Annotated in this window: 19 protein-coding genes; 15 read left to right on the top strand and 4 right to left on the bottom strand. The window is 34.7% G+C overall.

Features of this window, described 5'->3' with window-relative positions; all coding sequences use genetic code 11:
* The first annotated feature begins 69 nt into the window (after positions 1 to 69).
* From priA to DW114_RS11500, 5 genes are all read left to right on the top strand, one after another.
* A complete protein-coding gene (gene priA, locus DW114_RS11480; protein WP_117453891.1) occupies positions 70 to 2,238 on the top strand; it encodes a replication restart helicase PriA in 2,169 nt (722 codons plus the stop codon).
* A 3-nt stretch (positions 2,239 to 2,241) separates the two neighbouring features.
* Positions 2,242 to 3,018 carry a phosphatase PAP2 family protein gene (locus DW114_RS11485; RefSeq protein WP_117453892.1) on the top strand — a complete coding sequence of 259 codons (777 nt, stop codon included), beginning with the start codon at positions 2,242 to 2,244 and terminating at the stop codon, positions 3,016 to 3,018.
* On the top strand, positions 3,015 to 4,256 hold the full coding sequence (gene rsmB, locus DW114_RS11490) for a 16S rRNA (cytosine(967)-C(5))-methyltransferase RsmB (RefSeq protein ID WP_117453893.1): 1,242 nt from the start codon (positions 3,015 to 3,017) through the stop codon (positions 4,254 to 4,256). The genes DW114_RS11485 and rsmB overlap by 4 nt, the downstream gene beginning before the upstream one ends.
* A gap of 2 nt (positions 4,257 to 4,258) precedes the next feature.
* Entirely contained in the window at positions 4,259 to 4,648 is a 390-nt protein-coding gene (locus DW114_RS11495; protein WP_117453894.1) for a hypothetical protein, read from the top strand.
* Between the two features lie 142 nt (positions 4,649 to 4,790).
* On the top strand, positions 4,791 to 5,477 hold the full coding sequence (locus DW114_RS11500; protein ID WP_117453895.1) for a hypothetical protein: 687 nt from the start codon (positions 4,791 to 4,793) through the stop codon (positions 5,475 to 5,477).
* 87 nt (positions 5,478 to 5,564) lie between these two features.
* Here DW114_RS11500 and DW114_RS11505 read toward each other — a convergent pair whose 3' ends face one another.
* Positions 5,565 to 5,789 carry a hypothetical protein gene (locus tag DW114_RS11505; protein ID WP_117453896.1) on the bottom strand — a complete coding sequence of 75 codons (225 nt, stop codon included), beginning with the start codon at positions 5,787 to 5,789 and terminating at the stop codon, positions 5,565 to 5,567.
* A 243-nt stretch (positions 5,790 to 6,032) separates the two neighbouring features.
* Here DW114_RS11505 and DW114_RS11510 point away from each other — a divergent pair, with 243 nt between their 5' ends.
* Together DW114_RS11510 and DW114_RS11515 are read left to right on the top strand one after the other, a co-directional pair.
* Positions 6,033 to 7,433 (top strand): TldD/PmbA family protein, encoded by a 1,401-nt coding sequence (locus DW114_RS11510; RefSeq protein WP_117453897.1) that lies wholly within the window; start codon positions 6,033 to 6,035, stop codon positions 7,431 to 7,433.
* On the top strand, positions 7,426 to 8,757 hold the full coding sequence (locus DW114_RS11515) for a TldD/PmbA family protein (RefSeq protein WP_117453898.1): 1,332 nt from the start codon (positions 7,426 to 7,428) through the stop codon (positions 8,755 to 8,757). The genes DW114_RS11510 and DW114_RS11515 overlap by 8 nt, the downstream gene beginning before the upstream one ends.
* 61 nt (positions 8,758 to 8,818) lie before the next feature.
* Here the strand turns inward: DW114_RS11515 and DW114_RS11520 are convergent, their stop codons facing one another.
* The gene (locus DW114_RS11520) at positions 8,819 to 10,756 is read right to left on the bottom strand and encodes a tetratricopeptide repeat protein (RefSeq protein ID WP_147322627.1); all 1,938 of its coding nucleotides are present in this window, start codon (positions 10,754 to 10,756) and stop codon (positions 8,819 to 8,821) included.
* A 111-nt stretch (positions 10,757 to 10,867) separates the two neighbouring features.
* Between DW114_RS11520 and DW114_RS11525 the strand changes: the two genes are divergently transcribed.
* From DW114_RS11525 to DW114_RS11535, 3 genes are all read left to right on the top strand, one after another.
* On the top strand, positions 10,868 to 11,539 hold the full coding sequence (locus DW114_RS11525; RefSeq protein WP_117453900.1) for a uracil-DNA glycosylase: 672 nt from the start codon (positions 10,868 to 10,870) through the stop codon (positions 11,537 to 11,539).
* A 128-nt stretch (positions 11,540 to 11,667) separates the two neighbouring features.
* Positions 11,668 to 12,378, top strand: coding sequence for an AzlC family ABC transporter permease (locus tag DW114_RS11530; protein WP_117453901.1), 711 nt, complete (start codon positions 11,668 to 11,670; stop codon positions 12,376 to 12,378).
* Positions 12,375 to 12,677 (top strand): AzlD domain-containing protein, encoded by a 303-nt coding sequence (locus DW114_RS11535; RefSeq protein WP_117453902.1) that lies wholly within the window; start codon positions 12,375 to 12,377, stop codon positions 12,675 to 12,677. Before DW114_RS11530 ends, DW114_RS11535 begins: the two co-directional genes overlap by 4 nt.
* Here the strand turns inward: DW114_RS11535 and DW114_RS11540 are convergent.
* Together DW114_RS11540 and DW114_RS11545 are read right to left on the bottom strand one after the other, a co-directional pair.
* Complete coding sequence (locus DW114_RS11540) at positions 12,674 to 13,006, bottom strand: helix-turn-helix transcriptional regulator (protein WP_117453903.1); 333 nt, start codon at positions 13,004 to 13,006, stop codon at positions 12,674 to 12,676. The two genes, DW114_RS11535 and DW114_RS11540, sit on opposite strands and share 4 nt — an antisense overlap.
* A gap of 339 nt (positions 13,007 to 13,345) precedes the next feature.
* Positions 13,346 to 14,101: an SDR family oxidoreductase gene (locus DW114_RS11545; protein ID WP_117453904.1), complete on the bottom strand. Its 756-nt coding sequence runs from the start codon at positions 14,099 to 14,101 to the stop codon at positions 13,346 to 13,348.
* Between the two features lie 134 nt (positions 14,102 to 14,235).
* Here DW114_RS11545 and DW114_RS11550 point away from each other — a divergent pair, with 134 nt between their 5' ends.
* The 5 genes from DW114_RS11550 to DW114_RS11570 all read left to right on the top strand — a co-directional run bounded on the left by DW114_RS11550 (position 14,236) and on the right by DW114_RS11570 (position 16,755).
* A complete protein-coding gene (locus tag DW114_RS11550; RefSeq protein WP_117453905.1) occupies positions 14,236 to 14,610 on the top strand; it encodes a GntR family transcriptional regulator in 375 nt (124 codons plus the stop codon).
* Positions 14,611 to 14,612: 2 nt separating this feature from the next.
* Positions 14,613 to 15,473: an ABC transporter ATP-binding protein gene (locus DW114_RS11555; protein ID WP_117453906.1), complete on the top strand. Its 861-nt coding sequence runs from the start codon at positions 14,613 to 14,615 to the stop codon at positions 15,471 to 15,473.
* Entirely contained in the window at positions 15,470 to 16,117 is a 648-nt protein-coding gene (locus DW114_RS11560) for an ABC-2 transporter permease (RefSeq protein ID WP_117453907.1), read from the top strand. The genes DW114_RS11555 and DW114_RS11560 overlap by 4 nt, the downstream gene beginning before the upstream one ends.
* A gap of 81 nt (positions 16,118 to 16,198) precedes the next feature.
* Positions 16,199 to 16,525, top strand: a complete 327-nt coding sequence (locus DW114_RS11565) for a hypothetical protein (protein ID WP_117453908.1) — start codon at positions 16,199 to 16,201, stop codon at positions 16,523 to 16,525.
* Between the two features lie 8 nt (positions 16,526 to 16,533).
* Positions 16,534 to 16,755: a type II toxin-antitoxin system HicA family toxin gene (locus DW114_RS11570; RefSeq protein ID WP_117453909.1), complete on the top strand. Its 222-nt coding sequence runs from the start codon at positions 16,534 to 16,536 to the stop codon at positions 16,753 to 16,755.
* The last annotated feature ends 68 nt before the right edge of the window (positions 16,756 to 16,823 follow it).

Consider the following 16,823-nt stretch of genomic DNA (forward strand, 5'->3'; position numbering starts at 1 on the left):
GAAATAAATGAAAACTTAAAGGATATGATATGGTATAATAAAACATGCATGAGAAAGGAGCCTTTTTATATGAAAATTGCACATGTATTTGTGGAACATCCTATCTATCATTTAGATCATACTTTTACCTACGCATGTGATGGTTTTGATTTACAGCGTGGTGTACGTGTAGAGGTTCCTTTTGGAAGAACACATATTATCGGGTTTGTGAGTGAAGTGAAAGAAATAAGTGAAGAAGAAAAGAAAAGCTATGGTTTTGAGATCAAGTCTATCGATAGCGTCATTGATGAAGAGCCACTTATCAATGAGGAATTATTTACGCTAGCGGATTGGATGGCTGATACCTATGTTGCACCTAAAATCAGCTGTATTCAGTGTATGCTGCCCGCAAAGCTAAAACCGAAAAGTACGCATGGTACAATTAAAATGGAAGCTTTTGTACAATATGTAAAAGATATAAATAACTTAACGATCAAACAGAAAACAGCGTTGGAAGATTTAAAAGCCGTTAAATTGATGCCCAGAGCTGCATTCTATCAGAAATATAAAACACCAGGTAAAAAACTAATCGCACTGGGATGTGCTAAAATCATTGAAAAAGAAGCAAGTGCATTTGTTAATGAAATACAGGTACAAGAAAGTGAATTTACATTAAGTACGCAACAGATACAGGCATTGCATGAAATACGTAAAAGTAAGCATCATGAAGTTTTTTTATTACATGGGGCGACTGGCAGTGGTAAAACTGAAGTGTTTCTACAGCTTGCATCAGATACGATCAAACAGGGGAAACAGGTGGTATTTCTGGTCCCTGAAATATCATTGACACCGTTGATGGTAAATCGAGTAAAACGACGTTTTGGCAATGCACTAGCAATCTATCATAGTGGCTTAAATGCACAGGAAAAATATGAACAATATCAGCTGGTAAAACATCACAAGGTACAAATCGTTGTAGGTACGCGAAGTGCAGTCTTTATGCCGTTTGATGATTTAGGCTTAATTATTATGGATGAGGAGCATGATACCAGCTATAAACAGGATCGTATGCCACGCTATCATAGTCGTGATATTGCGATTGAACGTGGAAAATATCATGATGCAAAGGTTGTTTTAGCAAGTGCAACACCTTGTTTGGAATCCTACGCAAGAGCATTAAAAAAGGTATATCATTTGGTGGAAATGCCACAGCGTATCAATGAAAGCTTTCCTGAGGTAAAACTTGTGGAAATGCGTCAGGCAATTAAAAACGGGGAAGATGCGACTTTAAGCAATACCATGCTGGATGCAATTTATGAGCGTTTACAACGAAAAGAACAGGTGATTCTATTATTAAATCGCCGTGGGTATACACCTATTTTAAGATGTATCTCTTGTGGACATGTGATACAATGTCCTCATTGCGATGTGGCGATGTCTTATCATAAACAGGATAAGCAGTTAAAATGTCATACCTGTGGCTATCAAATGCCGGTACCAACACATTGTCCAAGCTGTGGTTCTTCCACATGGCGATATCTGGGCATGGGTACACAAAAACTGGAAGAGCTGGTACAGGTAAAATTTCCACAGGCAAAAATATTGCGTATGGACGCTGATACAACAGGAAAAAAGAATGCCCATGAAGATATCTTACAGGCCTTTGCCAATCATGAGGCAGATATACTACTTGGAACACAGATGATTGCGAAAGGTCTTGATTTTGAAGATGTAACATTGGTAGGTATTGTAAATGGAGATGCCATGCTTGCCAGAAGTGATTATCGAAGTGCAGAATTAACCTATGATTTACTGGAACAGGCAAGTGGAAGAAGTGGTCGAGGAGATAAACGAGGAGAAGTTATTATCCAGGCATATGACATTCATCATTATGCGATACTTGCTGCTGCCAATCATCAATACCAGTACTTTTTCCAAAGAGAAATGAAGTATCGTCATATGGCAAATTATCCACCTTATACCTATTTGGTATCCATGGTGTTTCAACATAAACAAGAAGCAGCGGTATCACAAAGTGTATCCTATGCGATGGAATACCTGATGAAAAAAGAAGGATTTAAAGTATTAGGACCGGCAGGTTTACACAAAATAAAAGATGAAGAACGAACACGGATTTTATTAAAAGGTAAAGATCAGCGTCAGTTAAGCAGAATGGTAAAAGATGTATATGATCGACATATCGCATCTAAACAAAAAGCCAGACTGGAAATTGATCTGGCACCGATCATATTGGAGTAGCTTATGAAGAAAAAAGAATGGATTCCTTATATATTAGTGCTGATTGCTTTGATAATTGGCGCCTTCTATGATTATCAAATTACAGATTTCTTTTATGATAAAGAAAATCTGATTGGTATCTTGTTTGAACGTTTTTTATTGCTTCCTGTACAGCTGATGATCGTCATTACGATGTGCATGTGCAAGCGAATCTATCATAATCGCATCTATCTGTTGCTTGGATGGGTGGTTTCTTTATATATGATTCAAGATTTCACCCATTATTATGTACATATTGATATGATGGTATGGTGTATGTGTATGTTGGTAGCAGTGCTTATCACAGCTCTTGTAAATTATGTGGTGATGAAATTTTCAGAATATACCATAAAACAGCATTTTCGGTTCTTTATGTTTTATACCTGCGTATTATTGAGCGCAATTCTTGTGACCTTTATCATAAAAAATATCTGGGGAAGAATACGTTATCGGGATATGCAAGATGCTGCACAGTTTTGTGTCTGGTATAAACCTTGTGGATTATATGGCAATCATTCCTTCCCAAGTGGACATACGACAGCATTTACATCTATTTTATGTTTCCTTCAATGGAAGACACACCCCTTACAGAAAGTATCCCCATTTCGTTATATCGTGATTACCGCATGCATTATCTTTATGCCAGTCACACGTATGATAATGGGCGCCCATTTTTTAAGTGATACAGCCGCAGGTTTTATGATAACCTATAGCTGTTATTTGATTTATCGTTATCAGTTTCATATGAGGAGGAGTTTATGAAAGCACGAATGATCAGCTTTAATATATTAAAAGAAATATGTATACAAAAAGGCTACAGCAACCTGGTTTTACAGAAAAAATTAGAACTTGCCCAGGAAAAAGATAAAGGCTTTATTACACAAATTGTTTATGGTACCCTACAGAATTATCGTTATTGTCGTTATCAATGGGTAGACTTCGTGAAGAAAATGGATCATGAAGAAATCGCATTGTTGCTAGATATGAGTGTGTATCAGATGATTTTCATGGATAAAGTACCATCTTATGCTATCATCAATGATGCAGTAGATATCGCTAAAAAGATCAATGGGCGATATGCAAATCTAGTAAATGCAGTGCTACATAAAGTAGACAAGCAGAAAGTAAAAGAAGTGGTAGGAAAAAAAGAAGAAGTGTTGGCAATTAAAACCAGCCATCCAACATGGCTTGTGAATATGTGGATCAAACAATATGGATATGATATCGCTGAAAAAATCTGTTTTAGTAATCTGGAAATCAAGCCAGTAACTGCACGTGTCAATACATTAAAAATAAGCAAACAGGAGCTGCTTGAAAAAGAACCTTTGTTTCAGGCGGGAAATGTTAGTGAAGATGCTTTGATTTATCATGGTAGTCATCTGGCAGCTACCTCCTATTTTAAAGAAGGTTTTGTGTCTATTCAGGATGAAGCAAGTCAGATGGTTGCTTATTTGTTAGATCCAAAACCAGGCATGCGTGTATTAGATACCTGCAGTGCACCAGGTACAAAAGCAACACATATTGCACAGCTGATGCAGGATGAAGGAGAAATTTTATGTGGTGATATTCATGAACACCGTGTACATTTGATTGAAGAAGGAGCGAAACGTCTGGGTATTACCTGTATGAAGGCAGTCGTTATGGATGCGACCACTTTAGAAAATATAGAAGGTACTTTTGATCGCGTTTTATGTGATGTTCCATGCAGTGGTTATGGCGTTTTGGCAAATAAGAGTGATATCAAATATCATATGGAAAGTAGTGATATGGATACCCTGATTCCTTTACAACAAAAGATTTTAAACTGTGCATGTGAAAAGGTAAAACAAGATGGAGTTCTGGTGTATTCTACTTGTACCCTGAATAAAAAAGAAAATGAAAAACAGATAGAAGCATTTCTATCCACACATGAAGATTTTATTTTAGAAGAACAGAAAACGATATTCCCATTTGAATATCAAAGCGATGGCTTTTTTATGGCAAAGCTTAGGAGAAAATAATTATGGCATTTGGAAAAGATACACAGGTAAGCATGATGATGGGGTTTCCCGCAGTTGCGGATAAAATTCAAGAAACAGATCGATTACGTGGTTATGAAAATACATATGTGACAATTTCAGAAGTAAAAAAAGAATGTTTAGATGGTGTGAAAATCACACTGGAAGATGGAGAAGCCCTTGTAGTATCAAATGAACAGATGATATTAACAGCAATAGGCTGGAAACAAGCAGCTGATATTAAAAAAGAAGACTGGCTTTGTGGAAAAGAAGAAGATGAATTTATTGTTGTGGAAGATGTAGCCAGTGTGAAACAGGAAAATATGGTCATGATTCGTGTGTTGGAAAGTGGCAGTATTATCGCAAATGGTGTAACATTAGGCATCTATGCATAAAAGGCGTATCCAATTGTAAACCTTTTTGGAACAAATGTAAAAAAAGTGAAAAATACCGTTAGAATCGGCATATTTTTGATTATTTTTTCTATTTGTATATGCTATAATAAAGTAGCGTGAAAATTTCAGGGAAGGAGATTTTATGTTAAAGTTTAGTAAAGCAGAAAAAGTTGTCCTAATTGGCGGCATCATCGTTATTTTATTGATTGTGGCATTAGGATTTGCGAAAAAGACCTTGATCGATAATAAAAAAGAACCATTTAAGGTTCCAGAAAGTGCAGAAACGACAACAACATCAAAGAAAGAAGAACCAAAAGAATCTGATATCAAAGGTATTAAATTAAAGAAATCTACCTTTGTGGTTGGCTTAAATAAAAAACTGAGTGAAAAGGTTTCTACTTATGTGGAAGCAAGTGATGATATCATGAAGGAAATTGAAATAGATTTCTCTCATGTGGATATGACAAAAGCTGGAGAATATACAGCAAAACTTACTTATAAAAATGACAGTATTGATATCCCTATCGTTGTGAAAGATACAACAGCACCCGTTATTACAGTGGCAAATGCACAGGTAGTATTTACATTAGAACCAACAAGTACCTTAGAAGAGCTGATTACTTTTGTGAACGCTACTGCGGAAGATGATGTGGATGGTGTCATTGCATCTGATCAAATTACAGGATGGCCAAAAGAATTATCTGATAAAAATGAAACAGTTACTTATACGTTAAAAGTTAAGGACAGCAGCGGAAATGAAGGCAAAAAAGATATCACGGTACAATATATTGTGCCAACAACAGAAAATACAACACCAAGTGAAGAATAAGATAAAGACGAATGTGAAACATTCGTCTTTTTAAATATGAAGGAGATTTAAGATTTGCCTTTCTCAACCTCAAAAATCGCCTTTGAATTATGGATTGCTTTTTGGTAGATTATCTTTGTTGATGTTGGCTTTTTCACTGTGATTCATAATTGTGGTCATGAATTGATCAAATTCTTTTACTTTTTGATTCTGTAATGTATTCTTGACAGGTTCTTGCTCATAAATGATCAATGTATAATGATCTGCCTTGCATCCACAGCATAGAAATAAGAAAAAAATAACGAAAATGAATAGTTTACCAGATTTTGCCATGATTTTCTCCTTTCTGATGAAATAACTAAACAAAACAATACTATGATGAACTTTCAAATGATTTTTGCCATGACTATCATCCCTCTTCTATTTATATCTTTATTATAATTTGAAGAATGAGATTGGAAATATAGTTTAGGGTATAATTGGAAACGCTGTCAAGATTTTGTGAAAAGCACAGAGTTTGCTGGTTGTGTCCTGCTATAAATCATAGTATAATGTTTCATAGCGAGGTGAAAATTTATGTTAGAAAAATCTCTGTTAGAGAAAGTTTTGCAGGAAGCATTGAAAACAGGTGGGGATTTTGCAGAAATCTTTGAAGAAACAAACTACAATACCTCTTATTCAATGCTGAATGGAGTGGTAGAAAGTGCAAATAGTGGTATTCGATACGGTATTGGGCTGCGTATCTATCATGATGTAGAATCATTTTATGCATATACCAACGATACAAGTGAAGAAAATCTGATGAAAACAGCAAGTAATTTGGCAGGTGCTATTCATGGAGAAAGGATCATTGATGTAAAACCATTAGAGGAAGTGGAATATGAAAATGCACATCCAATCAAGGTTTATCCAAAAAGTGTAAATGCAGAAACAAAAATTGCACTGATGAAGGAAGCAAATGATGCAGCAATGGCATATGATTCAGTAATTAAAAAGGTTATGGTTACTTATTTAGATAAGGAGCAACATGTCGCAATATCGAATTCCCAAGGGCGTTATATCAAAGACTGTCGTGTTCATACAAGAATGGCAGTGAATGCAATTGCGGAGGATGGTGAATTAGTAGAAACAGGAAGTTGTGCACCAGGTGGTCATGAAGGAATGGAATTCTATGAAACACATCAGCCAAAAGAAATTGGTACAGAGGCAGCACGAATTGCCAAGACGATGCTGTATGCAGATGATTGTCCAAGTGGTGTGATGCCGGTTATTATTGATAATGGTTTTGGTGGTGTTATTTTCCATGAAGCATGTGGACACTCTTTAGAAGCAGCTGCTGTCGCTAAAAATCAGTCCGTATTCTGTGGGAAATTAGGACAGAAAATCGCAAGTGATTGTGTAACAGCCATTGATGATGGAACAATTCCAAACGCATGGGGTAGTGCAAATATTGATGATGAAGGTAACTTTACCAAACGTAATGTATTAATTGAAAATGGCATTTTAAAAAGCTATTTGATCGATACGCTGAACGGTAGAAGAATGCATATGGCATCCACCAGTTCATCACGTAGAGAATCTTATAAATATGAAACAGTATCACGTATGACCAATACGTTTATTGCACCAGGTGAAGATAGCTTTGAAGATATGATCAAGGATATCAAATTCGGTCTATATGCCAAAAATATGGGTGGAGGAAGTGTAGAGCCAAGTACAGGTGATTATAACTTCTCTGTTCGTGAAGGATATTTGATCAAAGATGGTAAGATTGATAAACCAGTAAAAGGTGCTACATTAATAGGTAATGGTGCAGATACCCTTTTGAAAATTGATAAAGTAGGTAAGAATTTAGAGCGTGCACAGGGAATGTGTGGTGCAAGCAGTGGTTCTATTCCAACTGATGTTGGTCAACCTGCCATTCGTGTCAGCTCTATGATTGTTGGTGGAAAAGATGGAGGTAATGCACATGAATAAAACAGTATGGATGAAGGAAGCCGAAAAACGTGGAATCACAGATTTTGAAATTTATGAGCAGAAATCTTCTTCTACCAGTATTCAGTTGTTTGAACATAAAGTTGATGGATTTACAATCAGTGAATGTGATGGAGTAGCCATTCGTGGAATTTATCAAGGAAAAATGGGAATTTGTTATTTAGAAGATGCCAGTGATGCCAATATGGATTATGCCCTTTCACAATTGATGGATAATGCAAGTATTATCACCAGTGAAGATGAAGTAGAAATTTATGCTGGAGAAGATAGTTATCCAGAAGTTAAACAGAAAGAAAATACATTCAAGTTAAAAAGCAGTGAAGAGAAAATCGCTTTATTGAAACAGATTGAAGAGGCAATTTACGCAAGTGATGAACGTATTGAACAGGTCATGAGTGTAGATTATGCGGAAAGTGATGTCACAAGAAGTATATTAAACAGCAAGCAGCTTTCATTAAGTGATAGTAATTCTTATTCTATGGTTATGGCGCAAGTGATGGCAAAAGATCATGAAGATGTAAAAAGTGATTACGATTGGGCTGTGATCATGGATGAAAAAGACATTGATGTACAAGCATTCGCAAATAAATTGTCTAAAAAGGTTTGTGACAAACTTAATGCGACACAAATTCCAAGTGGAAATTATCCAGTCATTATGGAAAAGGATACGATGATCAGTCTGCTGGGTGCATTATGTGGACTGTTTGATGGCGAAAATGCCAGCAAAGGTATATCTATTCTAAAAGATTCTTTAGATAAACAGGTCTTTAATGAAAAAATTACCATCATAGATGATCCATTAATGGACTATGGATATTCCAGTTGTTCCTTTGATGATGAAGGGGTATCCTGTAAAAAGAAAACGGTAGTTGAACAGGGTGTTCTAAAGACATATCTGCATAATTTAAAAAGTGCAAAACTAATGAATACCACATCTACCGGCAATGGATTTAAAGCAGGATACGCCAGCAATGTAGGCATTTCTCCAACGAATTTCTATATTCAAAATGGGGATACTTCCTTTGATGATATGGTAAGCAGCATGGAACAGGGGGTTATCATTACAGATATTACCGGACTACATGCAGGATTAAATCCCATCAGTACAGAATTTTCTTTACAATCCAGTGGTTTTTATGTAGAACATGGTAAAATTGTAAAACCAATCAATTTAATTACAGTTGCAGGAAACTTTATGGACGCAATGAAAGAAATAGAAGCTGTTGGAAATGATTTAAAATTTAGTTATTCAGGCATTGGTGCACCTTCTATTAAATTTAAGGAGCTTGCGATTAGCGGAGAGTAATTGATCATAGCGATAATAAAAAGACGATTTCGATAATCGTCTTTTTTACGTTTACTATGGTTTACGCAGTATGTTTCAGTTTTTTTATTTTCTCATAAAGTGATTGAATAATTACATCACAATCATCTGCTTCTTCAAGAAAGATATTTTCATTCCGTGTCATATCATAATTTTGGGTGTTTTTATACATGTCTAGTGCTGCTTCATAATAAGCCATAGTAATGGCTTTTTGATCAAAGCCTTCCATTAATTCACCCATGAAGCACAATGCATCTCCTTTTTCTTTGGTAGGAGTGTTTGGCTGTGATTTCATAATTAAAGCATAACAGGATTCTATCAAGGTAAATGCTGTGATATCTTGCTTCATGAGGTGGGCACAATGTGCCATACTGCTGTAACAGTCAGCTAATGTCAGGCTTTCCATATAGCCATCATCCTCTTGTAAAGCATTTAGATAACAGGATAACATGATTACTTTTGCGCGATGATAACATTCCATTGCATAATTATAATAATTACACTCCATACAATAATCGCCTAATTCAGCATAACAATCACCAACGATATCACTATCCTCGCCATATTCTTTGATATGATATTGCAGATAATATTCATATGCTTTTAATCCTTCAGTGAAATGTCCATGATCTATATAAATATCACATTTTTTCTTATATAAATCAGCGATTTCATAAGCATCACTTTCTTCTTCAATTTGTTCATCCAATGCTTCAATCGCTTTTTCCATATCAGAGGAGATACCTAAGATCATCGCAATATTTTTCTTTAAGATCTTTGTGTCTTTTCCCTGACTGCCCTGAATGTTTGTGTAGATATCAAGGGCTTTTTGATAGTAATCTAAAGCTTTTGTATTACTTGGGGAATCTTTAGGTTCTTCGTTTTTATGGTATGTTAAACCAATATTAGCATAAGCTCTGGCAAGTTCCTCCTGGTCATCATGAAGAGTTAGTGCTAAAGATAATGCTGTTTCTGCACATGTTCTTTCTTTTCCATGATCATAAACCAGACGATAACATACAGTTAAAGAATTATAAATACGCACTTCTTCTTTTGAAACACCTTCTGGATATAACATCTTCCATAAAAATAAAGCTCTCACTAAATAATGATGCGCCATTTTTGTGTCTTCAATACGTAGGTTATTTGCATAATCAATCAAAAAAGTAATTTCTTCTTCTTGAGGCATATTGATTAAAGTTGTTTCATATTTTAAATAATCAATGATACCATCGATCACACGAATCGTGCCAGTACAATGTGGACATACCATTGTGCCATATAATAGAGGCAGACAACTGGATAAGTATTCCTCTTTTAAATCCTTTAGAAAACGTTGGAAGAGAATGCCTGTATTTTCTAAAGGTGCCAGAAAAGGAGCAGGTGAGATTCTTCGATTTGGTGATATAGTAATGGTATTTCTTTGATCACTATTAAATAAATTGACCTGTTCAATCTTTGCGGTACAATATGGGCATGATATAGAGAAAGCTTCATCAAAACATCCGGTAGTCGCAAATGGTAAATAATCAACACCAATATCCATGATAGACAGCCAGATACGGGCTAATTCTGTTTTATCATCCACAGGCAGTTCTTTCATTTTCGATGGATTCATAATATAAATCATCTGTTCCTGTAAAATAAAAAGAGCTTCATAATAATCTGTATATATTTTCTGGTGGAAATCAAAGATATCTATACGATGATTAAATGTTTTCAACATTCCCAATAATACCAGCATTTGAATGATACGGTTGATATCACTTTGATTTAAGGTTATTTGAACAAGAAAAGGAAAGGCGAATACACCACATTCATTACTTTCTCCATCCTGTATCAGCATTTGACTAATCGTAAGATATATTTGATCAAATTCCTGATCATCCTCTGCGACTGCCAGTTGATCAAGCAGTGTTTTTAGTTCTTTTCCATTCTGTTCATCCATGGTATTGTATTCTTCCCATCTTACAAGTTCCATCATGAATATCACCTTCCTTTTATTAATTAATGGTATCATACTTTCAAATGAATGATAAGAAAAACGTTCCTTTTTTTATGAAAATGATATAAAATGAGAATGGTGATAAAAATGGTACATATAGGAAATGACTGGGATCAGGTTTTAGATGGAGAATTTGATAAAGAATATTATCGGAAATTACGTAATTTCATTGCACATGAATATAAAACAGCAACCATTTATCCAGATATGTATGATATCTTCAATGCGTTGAAATATACAGCATATCAGGATGTAAAAGTGGTGATATTAGGACAGGACCCTTACCATGGTCCTAATCAGGCACATGGATTATGTTTTTCTGTGAAAAAGGGAGTAACACCGCCACCAAGTCTTCAAAATATTTTTATGGAATTACATAATGATTTAGGATGTAAGATACCCTCACATGGAGAATTGACAAAATGGACCAAAGAAGGTGTACTACTGTTGAATACCGTGTTGACTGTACGCAGAGGACAGGCAAATTCTCATGCGCAAAAAGGCTGGGAAATATTAACTGATGAAATTATACGCAAATTGAATGAGCGAAAAGAACCCATTGTTTTTCTTTTGTGGGGAAAGAATGCCAAAGCAAAAACAGCGCTTATCACAAATCCTTCCCATTTGATTTTATCTTGTTCACATCCAAGTCCTTATAGTGCGGATTATGGCTTTTTTGGATGTCGTCATTTTTCAAAAGCAAATGCTTTTTTGAAGGAGCATGGGAAAACACCAATTGACTGGCAGATTGAAGATTAACTTTTTGTATCATTTTAAATAGTGATAAAGAAGAATCAGATATGTAAAATTTGATTCTTTTTTTCATGAATTGTTTGAAATTCCAACATAATGCGATATAATATAGACTAAAAAAGGGGAGATTCTACATGGAGCATGTACAAAATCACTTTATGCAGGGTATTAAGGATGGCGTACCTATAGGACTTGGGTATATTTCTGTATCTTTTACCTTTGGCATGATGGCAGTATCACAGGGAATGCCATTAGAAGTTGCAGTTTTAATATCCTTAACCAATTTGACAAGTGCAGGTCAGTTTTCAGGTTTGGCACTCATCATGGCACAGGGTTCTTATATCGAGCTTGCCTTATCACAATTTATTATCAATTTACGTTATGCGCTGATGTCTTTATCATTATCACAAAAAGTTGATCGTAAAATGACAACAGCACAGCGTGCAATAGTTTCTTATGGGGTAACGGATGAAATTTTTGCGTTAGCCAGCAGTACTTATGAGCGTGTTGGCAAAAAATATATGTATGGTTTAATCGCATTTCCTATGGCCTGTTGGACACTTGGCACTTTTATTGGCGGAGCGGCCAGTACATTATTGCCAGAAAGTATTCGTTCAGCTTTAAGTATTGCGATTTATGGTATGTTTCTTGCGATTATTATTCCACCTGCAGAAAAATTTCGTTCTGTACGTATCGTTTTGATTTTATCTATTATCATGAGCTGTATTTTCTCATTATTACAGGATATTTTACCAATCAGCTCTGGTTTTGTCATTATAATTTGTACTGTCGCAGCCAGTGGCTTTGGCGCATACTTTTTTCCAGTTGAGGAGGTGTCATCATGACACAATATTTACCTTATATGCTGATTATGGCGCTTGTGACCTATTTGATCCGTATGATTCCACTCACTTTTTTTCAAAAGGAAATCAAGAGTCAGTTTATTAAATCATTTTTATTTTATGTACCTTATGCGGTATTGGGTGCAATGACATTTCCAGCTATTTTTACAGCTTCAGGAAATATGATTGCTTCTACATGTGGAGCAATTGCTGCTTTATTTCTTGCCTATAAAGGCAAAGGATTGTTAAGTGTCGCAGTTGCCGCATGTGTTGTGGTATATCTGGTATCATTTGTGTGCTAAATACTACTTGTATTAATTGCATGAAAATATAATAAGATTCCTTTAAGCAGTGTGATTTGCTGAGTACTTAAGTTTTTAGCGATTTCACAAATCTTTTCACGGTTGAATTCTTCTTGTTTAGGAATCGGATCAAGGTCAAATACTTCTAACATATCAATACCAAAGTATTTCATCATGGCACTAAATGTTTCAATATTAGGAATGCTTCTTCCATTAAGGTAAGAATTTATAGTTTGTGGAGTAACGTGCAGCAGATCAGCTGCCGTTTTTTGTGAATAGCCGCTTCTTTCTAAAGCAATTTGAAAAATTCTTCCAAATTCAGATTTCATAAATACCACCTTTCTTATATCGTCATTTCCATGACACACCAGCTAAGGTAATTATAACAAATAATATATATTTTTCTATAGTGAGTTAAATTATTGTAAATAGAGTCCAAAAACTCTCCAAAATGTAACGTTTTCGATATCAATTTCCAAATTTTTAAGCGCCTACACAAAAAAGTCCCTCTTTCTTATGCTATAGAGAAGGGGGCAGCTCATGAAACATCCAGTACATTATGATATTTACCATTTCATCATGCTGATTATTGTGATTGGTGTTTTATTAATATTTTTACTTGATAATCTATTACAATAGATGAAAAAATCAGTGATACGCTCACTGATTTATTTTTGTATAGAATAGCCACCATCCACAGGTATACATACGCCATTGATATAATTGCTCTGTTTACTGGCTAATAACAATAATAATCCATCCACATCTTTGTAACAGCCCCAACGTTTTGCGGGTATATCATGTAAGATACTTTCATCATAATGGTTGCCATCACCAGCCATTAAAGAAGTTCCAGTTGTCATAAAACCAAAAACAATAGCATTGACCTGAATATCATCTTTTCCAAATTCCATCGCCAAATAACGTGTCATAGCATCAACGGCACCTTTACTTGTATAATACGCACAATATTGAGAAGTATGTTTTGGCAATATACCACTGGCATTGATGATTTTACCGCCACATCCCTGTTTTATAAACTGCTTGATCACTTCCTGTGCTAAGATAAATGCCGCATTCACATTGATATCCATTGTCATTTCCCATTCTTGTTTATGAATGTTCAAGGTATCTTCCTTTTTCATGATACCCGCAAAATTCAATAAGATATCAATATGTCCATAAGCAGCCAACACTTCTTTCATTAAAGTATAGATAGCACCCGGTGTCGTAAGTGATATCGTAAGGGAATGATATCGTCGCCCCATTGCTTCTACCTCTTTCTTTAAATCCTGATCATCGCCAATACTGACACCAAATATATCTGCGCCATGACGTGCAAGTGTTAATGCCATTGCATATCCCATACCTTGGCTGGCACCGGATACCAAAGCAACTTTTTCATGTAAATCAAATTCTTCCATGATGATTCCTCCATTCTTTTTTATTAGTATGAACAGATAAAATATTTCTAAACCTATTGACAACTGTGTATATACATTGTATATTGTATATGTCCAATATATACACTTTGATGATTGGATGAAGGAGTGAAGTTATGAATATCATTATTAGCAATGCCAGCGGAAAGCCAATCTATGAGCAAATTGTCGCACAGATAAAACAGCTGATCATGACAGATGTTTTAAAAGAAGGGGACGCTCTTCCATCTATGCGTGTACTTGCGAAAGACTTGCGTATATCCGTTATCACAACAAAGCGGGCTTATGAAGAATTAGAAAGTGAAGGGTTTATTGAAACCGTAACTGGAAAAGGAAGCTTTGTGGCTGGCAGAAATAAAGAACTGATTAAGGAAGAACGATATCGCCAGATAGAGGAATTGTTAAGCAAGGCCTGTGACATCTCCAAAACAAGTGGTATCGCCTATGAAGAATTAGTTGATATTCTATCACTCATATATAAGGAGGCATAAGTATGGAAAGCATACTGGAAATAAAACATATGAAGAAAAGCTATCCTGGCTTTCAAATAAAAGATTTATCTTTAACAATTCCCAAAGGTGTCATTATGGGATTCATTGGAGAAAATGGCGCAGGCAAGACCACAACCATCAAAGCGATTCTGAATATGATTCATATCGATGGTGGAGAAATCACAGTATTTGGGAAAGATGCAATAAAAGATGGAAAAACAATTCGTCATGATATTGGCGTGGTTTTATCAGAAAGCAGTTTTCCTGAAAATATGAACCCTGTGCAAATTGAGCATGTATTATCCAGCGTATATCAAACATGGGATTGTGCATATTATCATGAATTACTTCAAAATTTTCAGCTTCCTAAAGATAAACGTATCAAAGATTATTCAAAAGGAATGCGCATGAAACTTAATATCACAATGGCACTTGCACATCATCCAAAGCTATTGATTTTAGATGAAGCAACCAGTGGACTGGATCCAATTATTCGTGATGAAATTCTGGATGTTTTTATGGATTTTATCCAGGATGAAGAACACAGTATTTTCCTGTCTTCTCATATCACCAGTGATATTGAAAAAGTAGCAGATTATGTAACATTTATCCATAAAGGTGAGATTGTTTTAAGTGAACAAAAGGATGAATTACTGGAAAGCTATGGTATCTTAAAAACAACGCCAGAAATATTTACAGCATTGAAGGAAGATGAATATGTGGCATATCGTAAATCTTCATTTACATTAGATGTATTGGTCAAAAATAAAGATATGATACTAAGAAAAATTCCTGATGCGATTATTGATCAGGCATCCTTAGAAGATATCATGTTGTTTACAGTGAAAGGAGAACGTTTATGATTGGGTTGATGAAAAAAGATTTCTACAATGTTGGAAGTTCTTTAAAAATTTATTTTCTAATTCCTTTGTTGTTTGCGGTTCTTGGTTATCAAGATGGATCTACGGATCTATTAGCATTTGGAACATGTTTTTTAGGAATATTTATCGTCATTAGCAGCTTTGCATATGATGATATGGCGCATTTCAATAATTTTGCATTGACACTTCCTATTGATCGTAAAGATCTGGTTATTTCCAAGTTTTTGATATCTAATTTATTTTTAGTCATTGTCTTAATCATCAGTAACTTATTCGCAAATGGAATTGCTATGCTGGCACCTGATAAATTTGTGAACTTCAGTCCTGTATATTTCTTAGAATACACATATATTGCCAGTATGATTGTCAACATCTTGGCATCCATTATTTTGATTATCATGTTTAAATATGGCTCAGAAAAGGGTAGAATTGTATTTCTGGTAACTTTTCTTGGACTTGGTTTTATTGGCGGGTTACTTGGAAAAGTATTTGGAGAGCCTGATCTGAGTGGAATTACAGTATTTTTAGACCAGTATCTGTCATATCTGATACTTCCAATCAGTTTAGGCATAGAAGCAATCGCCATTGTTATTTCAAATAAAATCATGAAGAAAAAAGAACTGTAAGGTATTCTCATAAATGGGAATATCTTTTTCTATACAAATAGTTAAAAGAATGTTATTATAAAACAAAGGAGCTGGTGCTATATGAAGACTGCGAATGCTATAAAAAAACACTATGAACCAGCTGCCATATTACAAAACCAATTTTACTTAAAAAAGGTAAAATATAAAGATAAGGCACTTGAATTTAAAAGAGGATATTTTATTCATTACTATATCGAGGATGAATATTATTATGCAGATGATAAAAAATTAAATTTATTCTGTTCAGGAAAAACGGAAGAAGAATTAATGGATGATATCGCCATGAGTTTAATTGTTCAATGGAAAATGTATGTGGAATGTGACAAAGATGAATTATCTAAAGATGCTATAAAATTAAGGAATATGTTAATTGATACCTTAGAATGAGTTAAGAAATGACAGTATTTAATGCTTACCAAGTAAGGGGAGCTTTAAAGAAAAAAAAGTTTAAAGAAGAACCAAAAGATCATAATTTTTACTTTTTATATATCAATGGTAAAAGAACATCAATCAATACGCATACAAGCCATAATCAACAAGATATTAATGATCATTTAATAAATTGCATGAAAAAACAATTGAAGTTAGATAAGAAAGACTTTAAAAATTTATTTTAATTGTCCATTAAGTTTTGAAAAATATGTACAAATATTAAAGGATAACAATGAAATAGAACTGTAAGGTA

It is taken from the genome of Absiella sp. AM09-50 (genome assembly GCF_003433845.1).
GTDB classification, from domain to species: Bacteria; Bacillota_I; Bacilli_A; order Erysipelotrichales; family Erysipelotrichaceae; genus Hoskinsella; species Hoskinsella hominis.

Bases quoted from the DNA above. Each gene is read 5' to 3' on its own strand.
- priA (WP_117453891.1), top strand. From the start codon at position 70: ATGAAAATTGCACATGTATTTGTGGAACATCCTATCTATCATTTAGAT.
- DW114_RS11485 (WP_117453892.1), top strand. From the start codon at position 2,242: ATGAAGAAAAAAGAATGGATTCCTTATATATTAGTGCTGATTGCTTTG.
- rsmB (WP_117453893.1), top strand. From the start codon at position 3,015: ATGAAAGCACGAATGATCAGCTTTAATATATTAAAAGAAATATGTATA.
- DW114_RS11495 (WP_117453894.1), top strand. From the start codon at position 4,259: ATGGCATTTGGAAAAGATACACAGGTAAGCATGATGATGGGGTTTCCC.
- DW114_RS11500 (WP_117453895.1), top strand. From the start codon at position 4,791: ATGTTAAAGTTTAGTAAAGCAGAAAAAGTTGTCCTAATTGGCGGCATC.
- DW114_RS11505 (WP_117453896.1), bottom strand. From the start codon at position 5,789: ATGGCAAAATCTGGTAAACTATTCATTTTCGTTATTTTTTTCTTATTT.
- DW114_RS11510 (WP_117453897.1), top strand. From the start codon at position 6,033: ATGTTAGAAAAATCTCTGTTAGAGAAAGTTTTGCAGGAAGCATTGAAA.
- DW114_RS11515 (WP_117453898.1), top strand. From the start codon at position 7,426: ATGAATAAAACAGTATGGATGAAGGAAGCCGAAAAACGTGGAATCACA.
- DW114_RS11520 (WP_147322627.1), bottom strand. From the start codon at position 10,756: ATGGAACTTGTAAGATGGGAAGAATACAATACCATGGATGAACAGAAT.
- DW114_RS11525 (WP_117453900.1), top strand. From the start codon at position 10,868: ATGGTACATATAGGAAATGACTGGGATCAGGTTTTAGATGGAGAATTT.
- DW114_RS11530 (WP_117453901.1), top strand. From the start codon at position 11,668: ATGGAGCATGTACAAAATCACTTTATGCAGGGTATTAAGGATGGCGTA.
- DW114_RS11535 (WP_117453902.1), top strand. From the start codon at position 12,375: ATGACACAATATTTACCTTATATGCTGATTATGGCGCTTGTGACCTAT.
- DW114_RS11540 (WP_117453903.1), bottom strand. From the start codon at position 13,006: ATGAAATCTGAATTTGGAAGAATTTTTCAAATTGCTTTAGAAAGAAGC.
- DW114_RS11545 (WP_117453904.1), bottom strand. From the start codon at position 14,101: ATGGAAGAATTTGATTTACATGAAAAAGTTGCTTTGGTATCCGGTGCC.
- DW114_RS11550 (WP_117453905.1), top strand. From the start codon at position 14,236: ATGAATATCATTATTAGCAATGCCAGCGGAAAGCCAATCTATGAGCAA.
- DW114_RS11555 (WP_117453906.1), top strand. From the start codon at position 14,613: ATGGAAAGCATACTGGAAATAAAACATATGAAGAAAAGCTATCCTGGC.
- DW114_RS11560 (WP_117453907.1), top strand. From the start codon at position 15,470: ATGATTGGGTTGATGAAAAAAGATTTCTACAATGTTGGAAGTTCTTTA.
- DW114_RS11565 (WP_117453908.1), top strand. From the start codon at position 16,199: ATGAAGACTGCGAATGCTATAAAAAAACACTATGAACCAGCTGCCATA.
- DW114_RS11570 (WP_117453909.1), top strand. From the start codon at position 16,534: ATGACAGTATTTAATGCTTACCAAGTAAGGGGAGCTTTAAAGAAAAAA.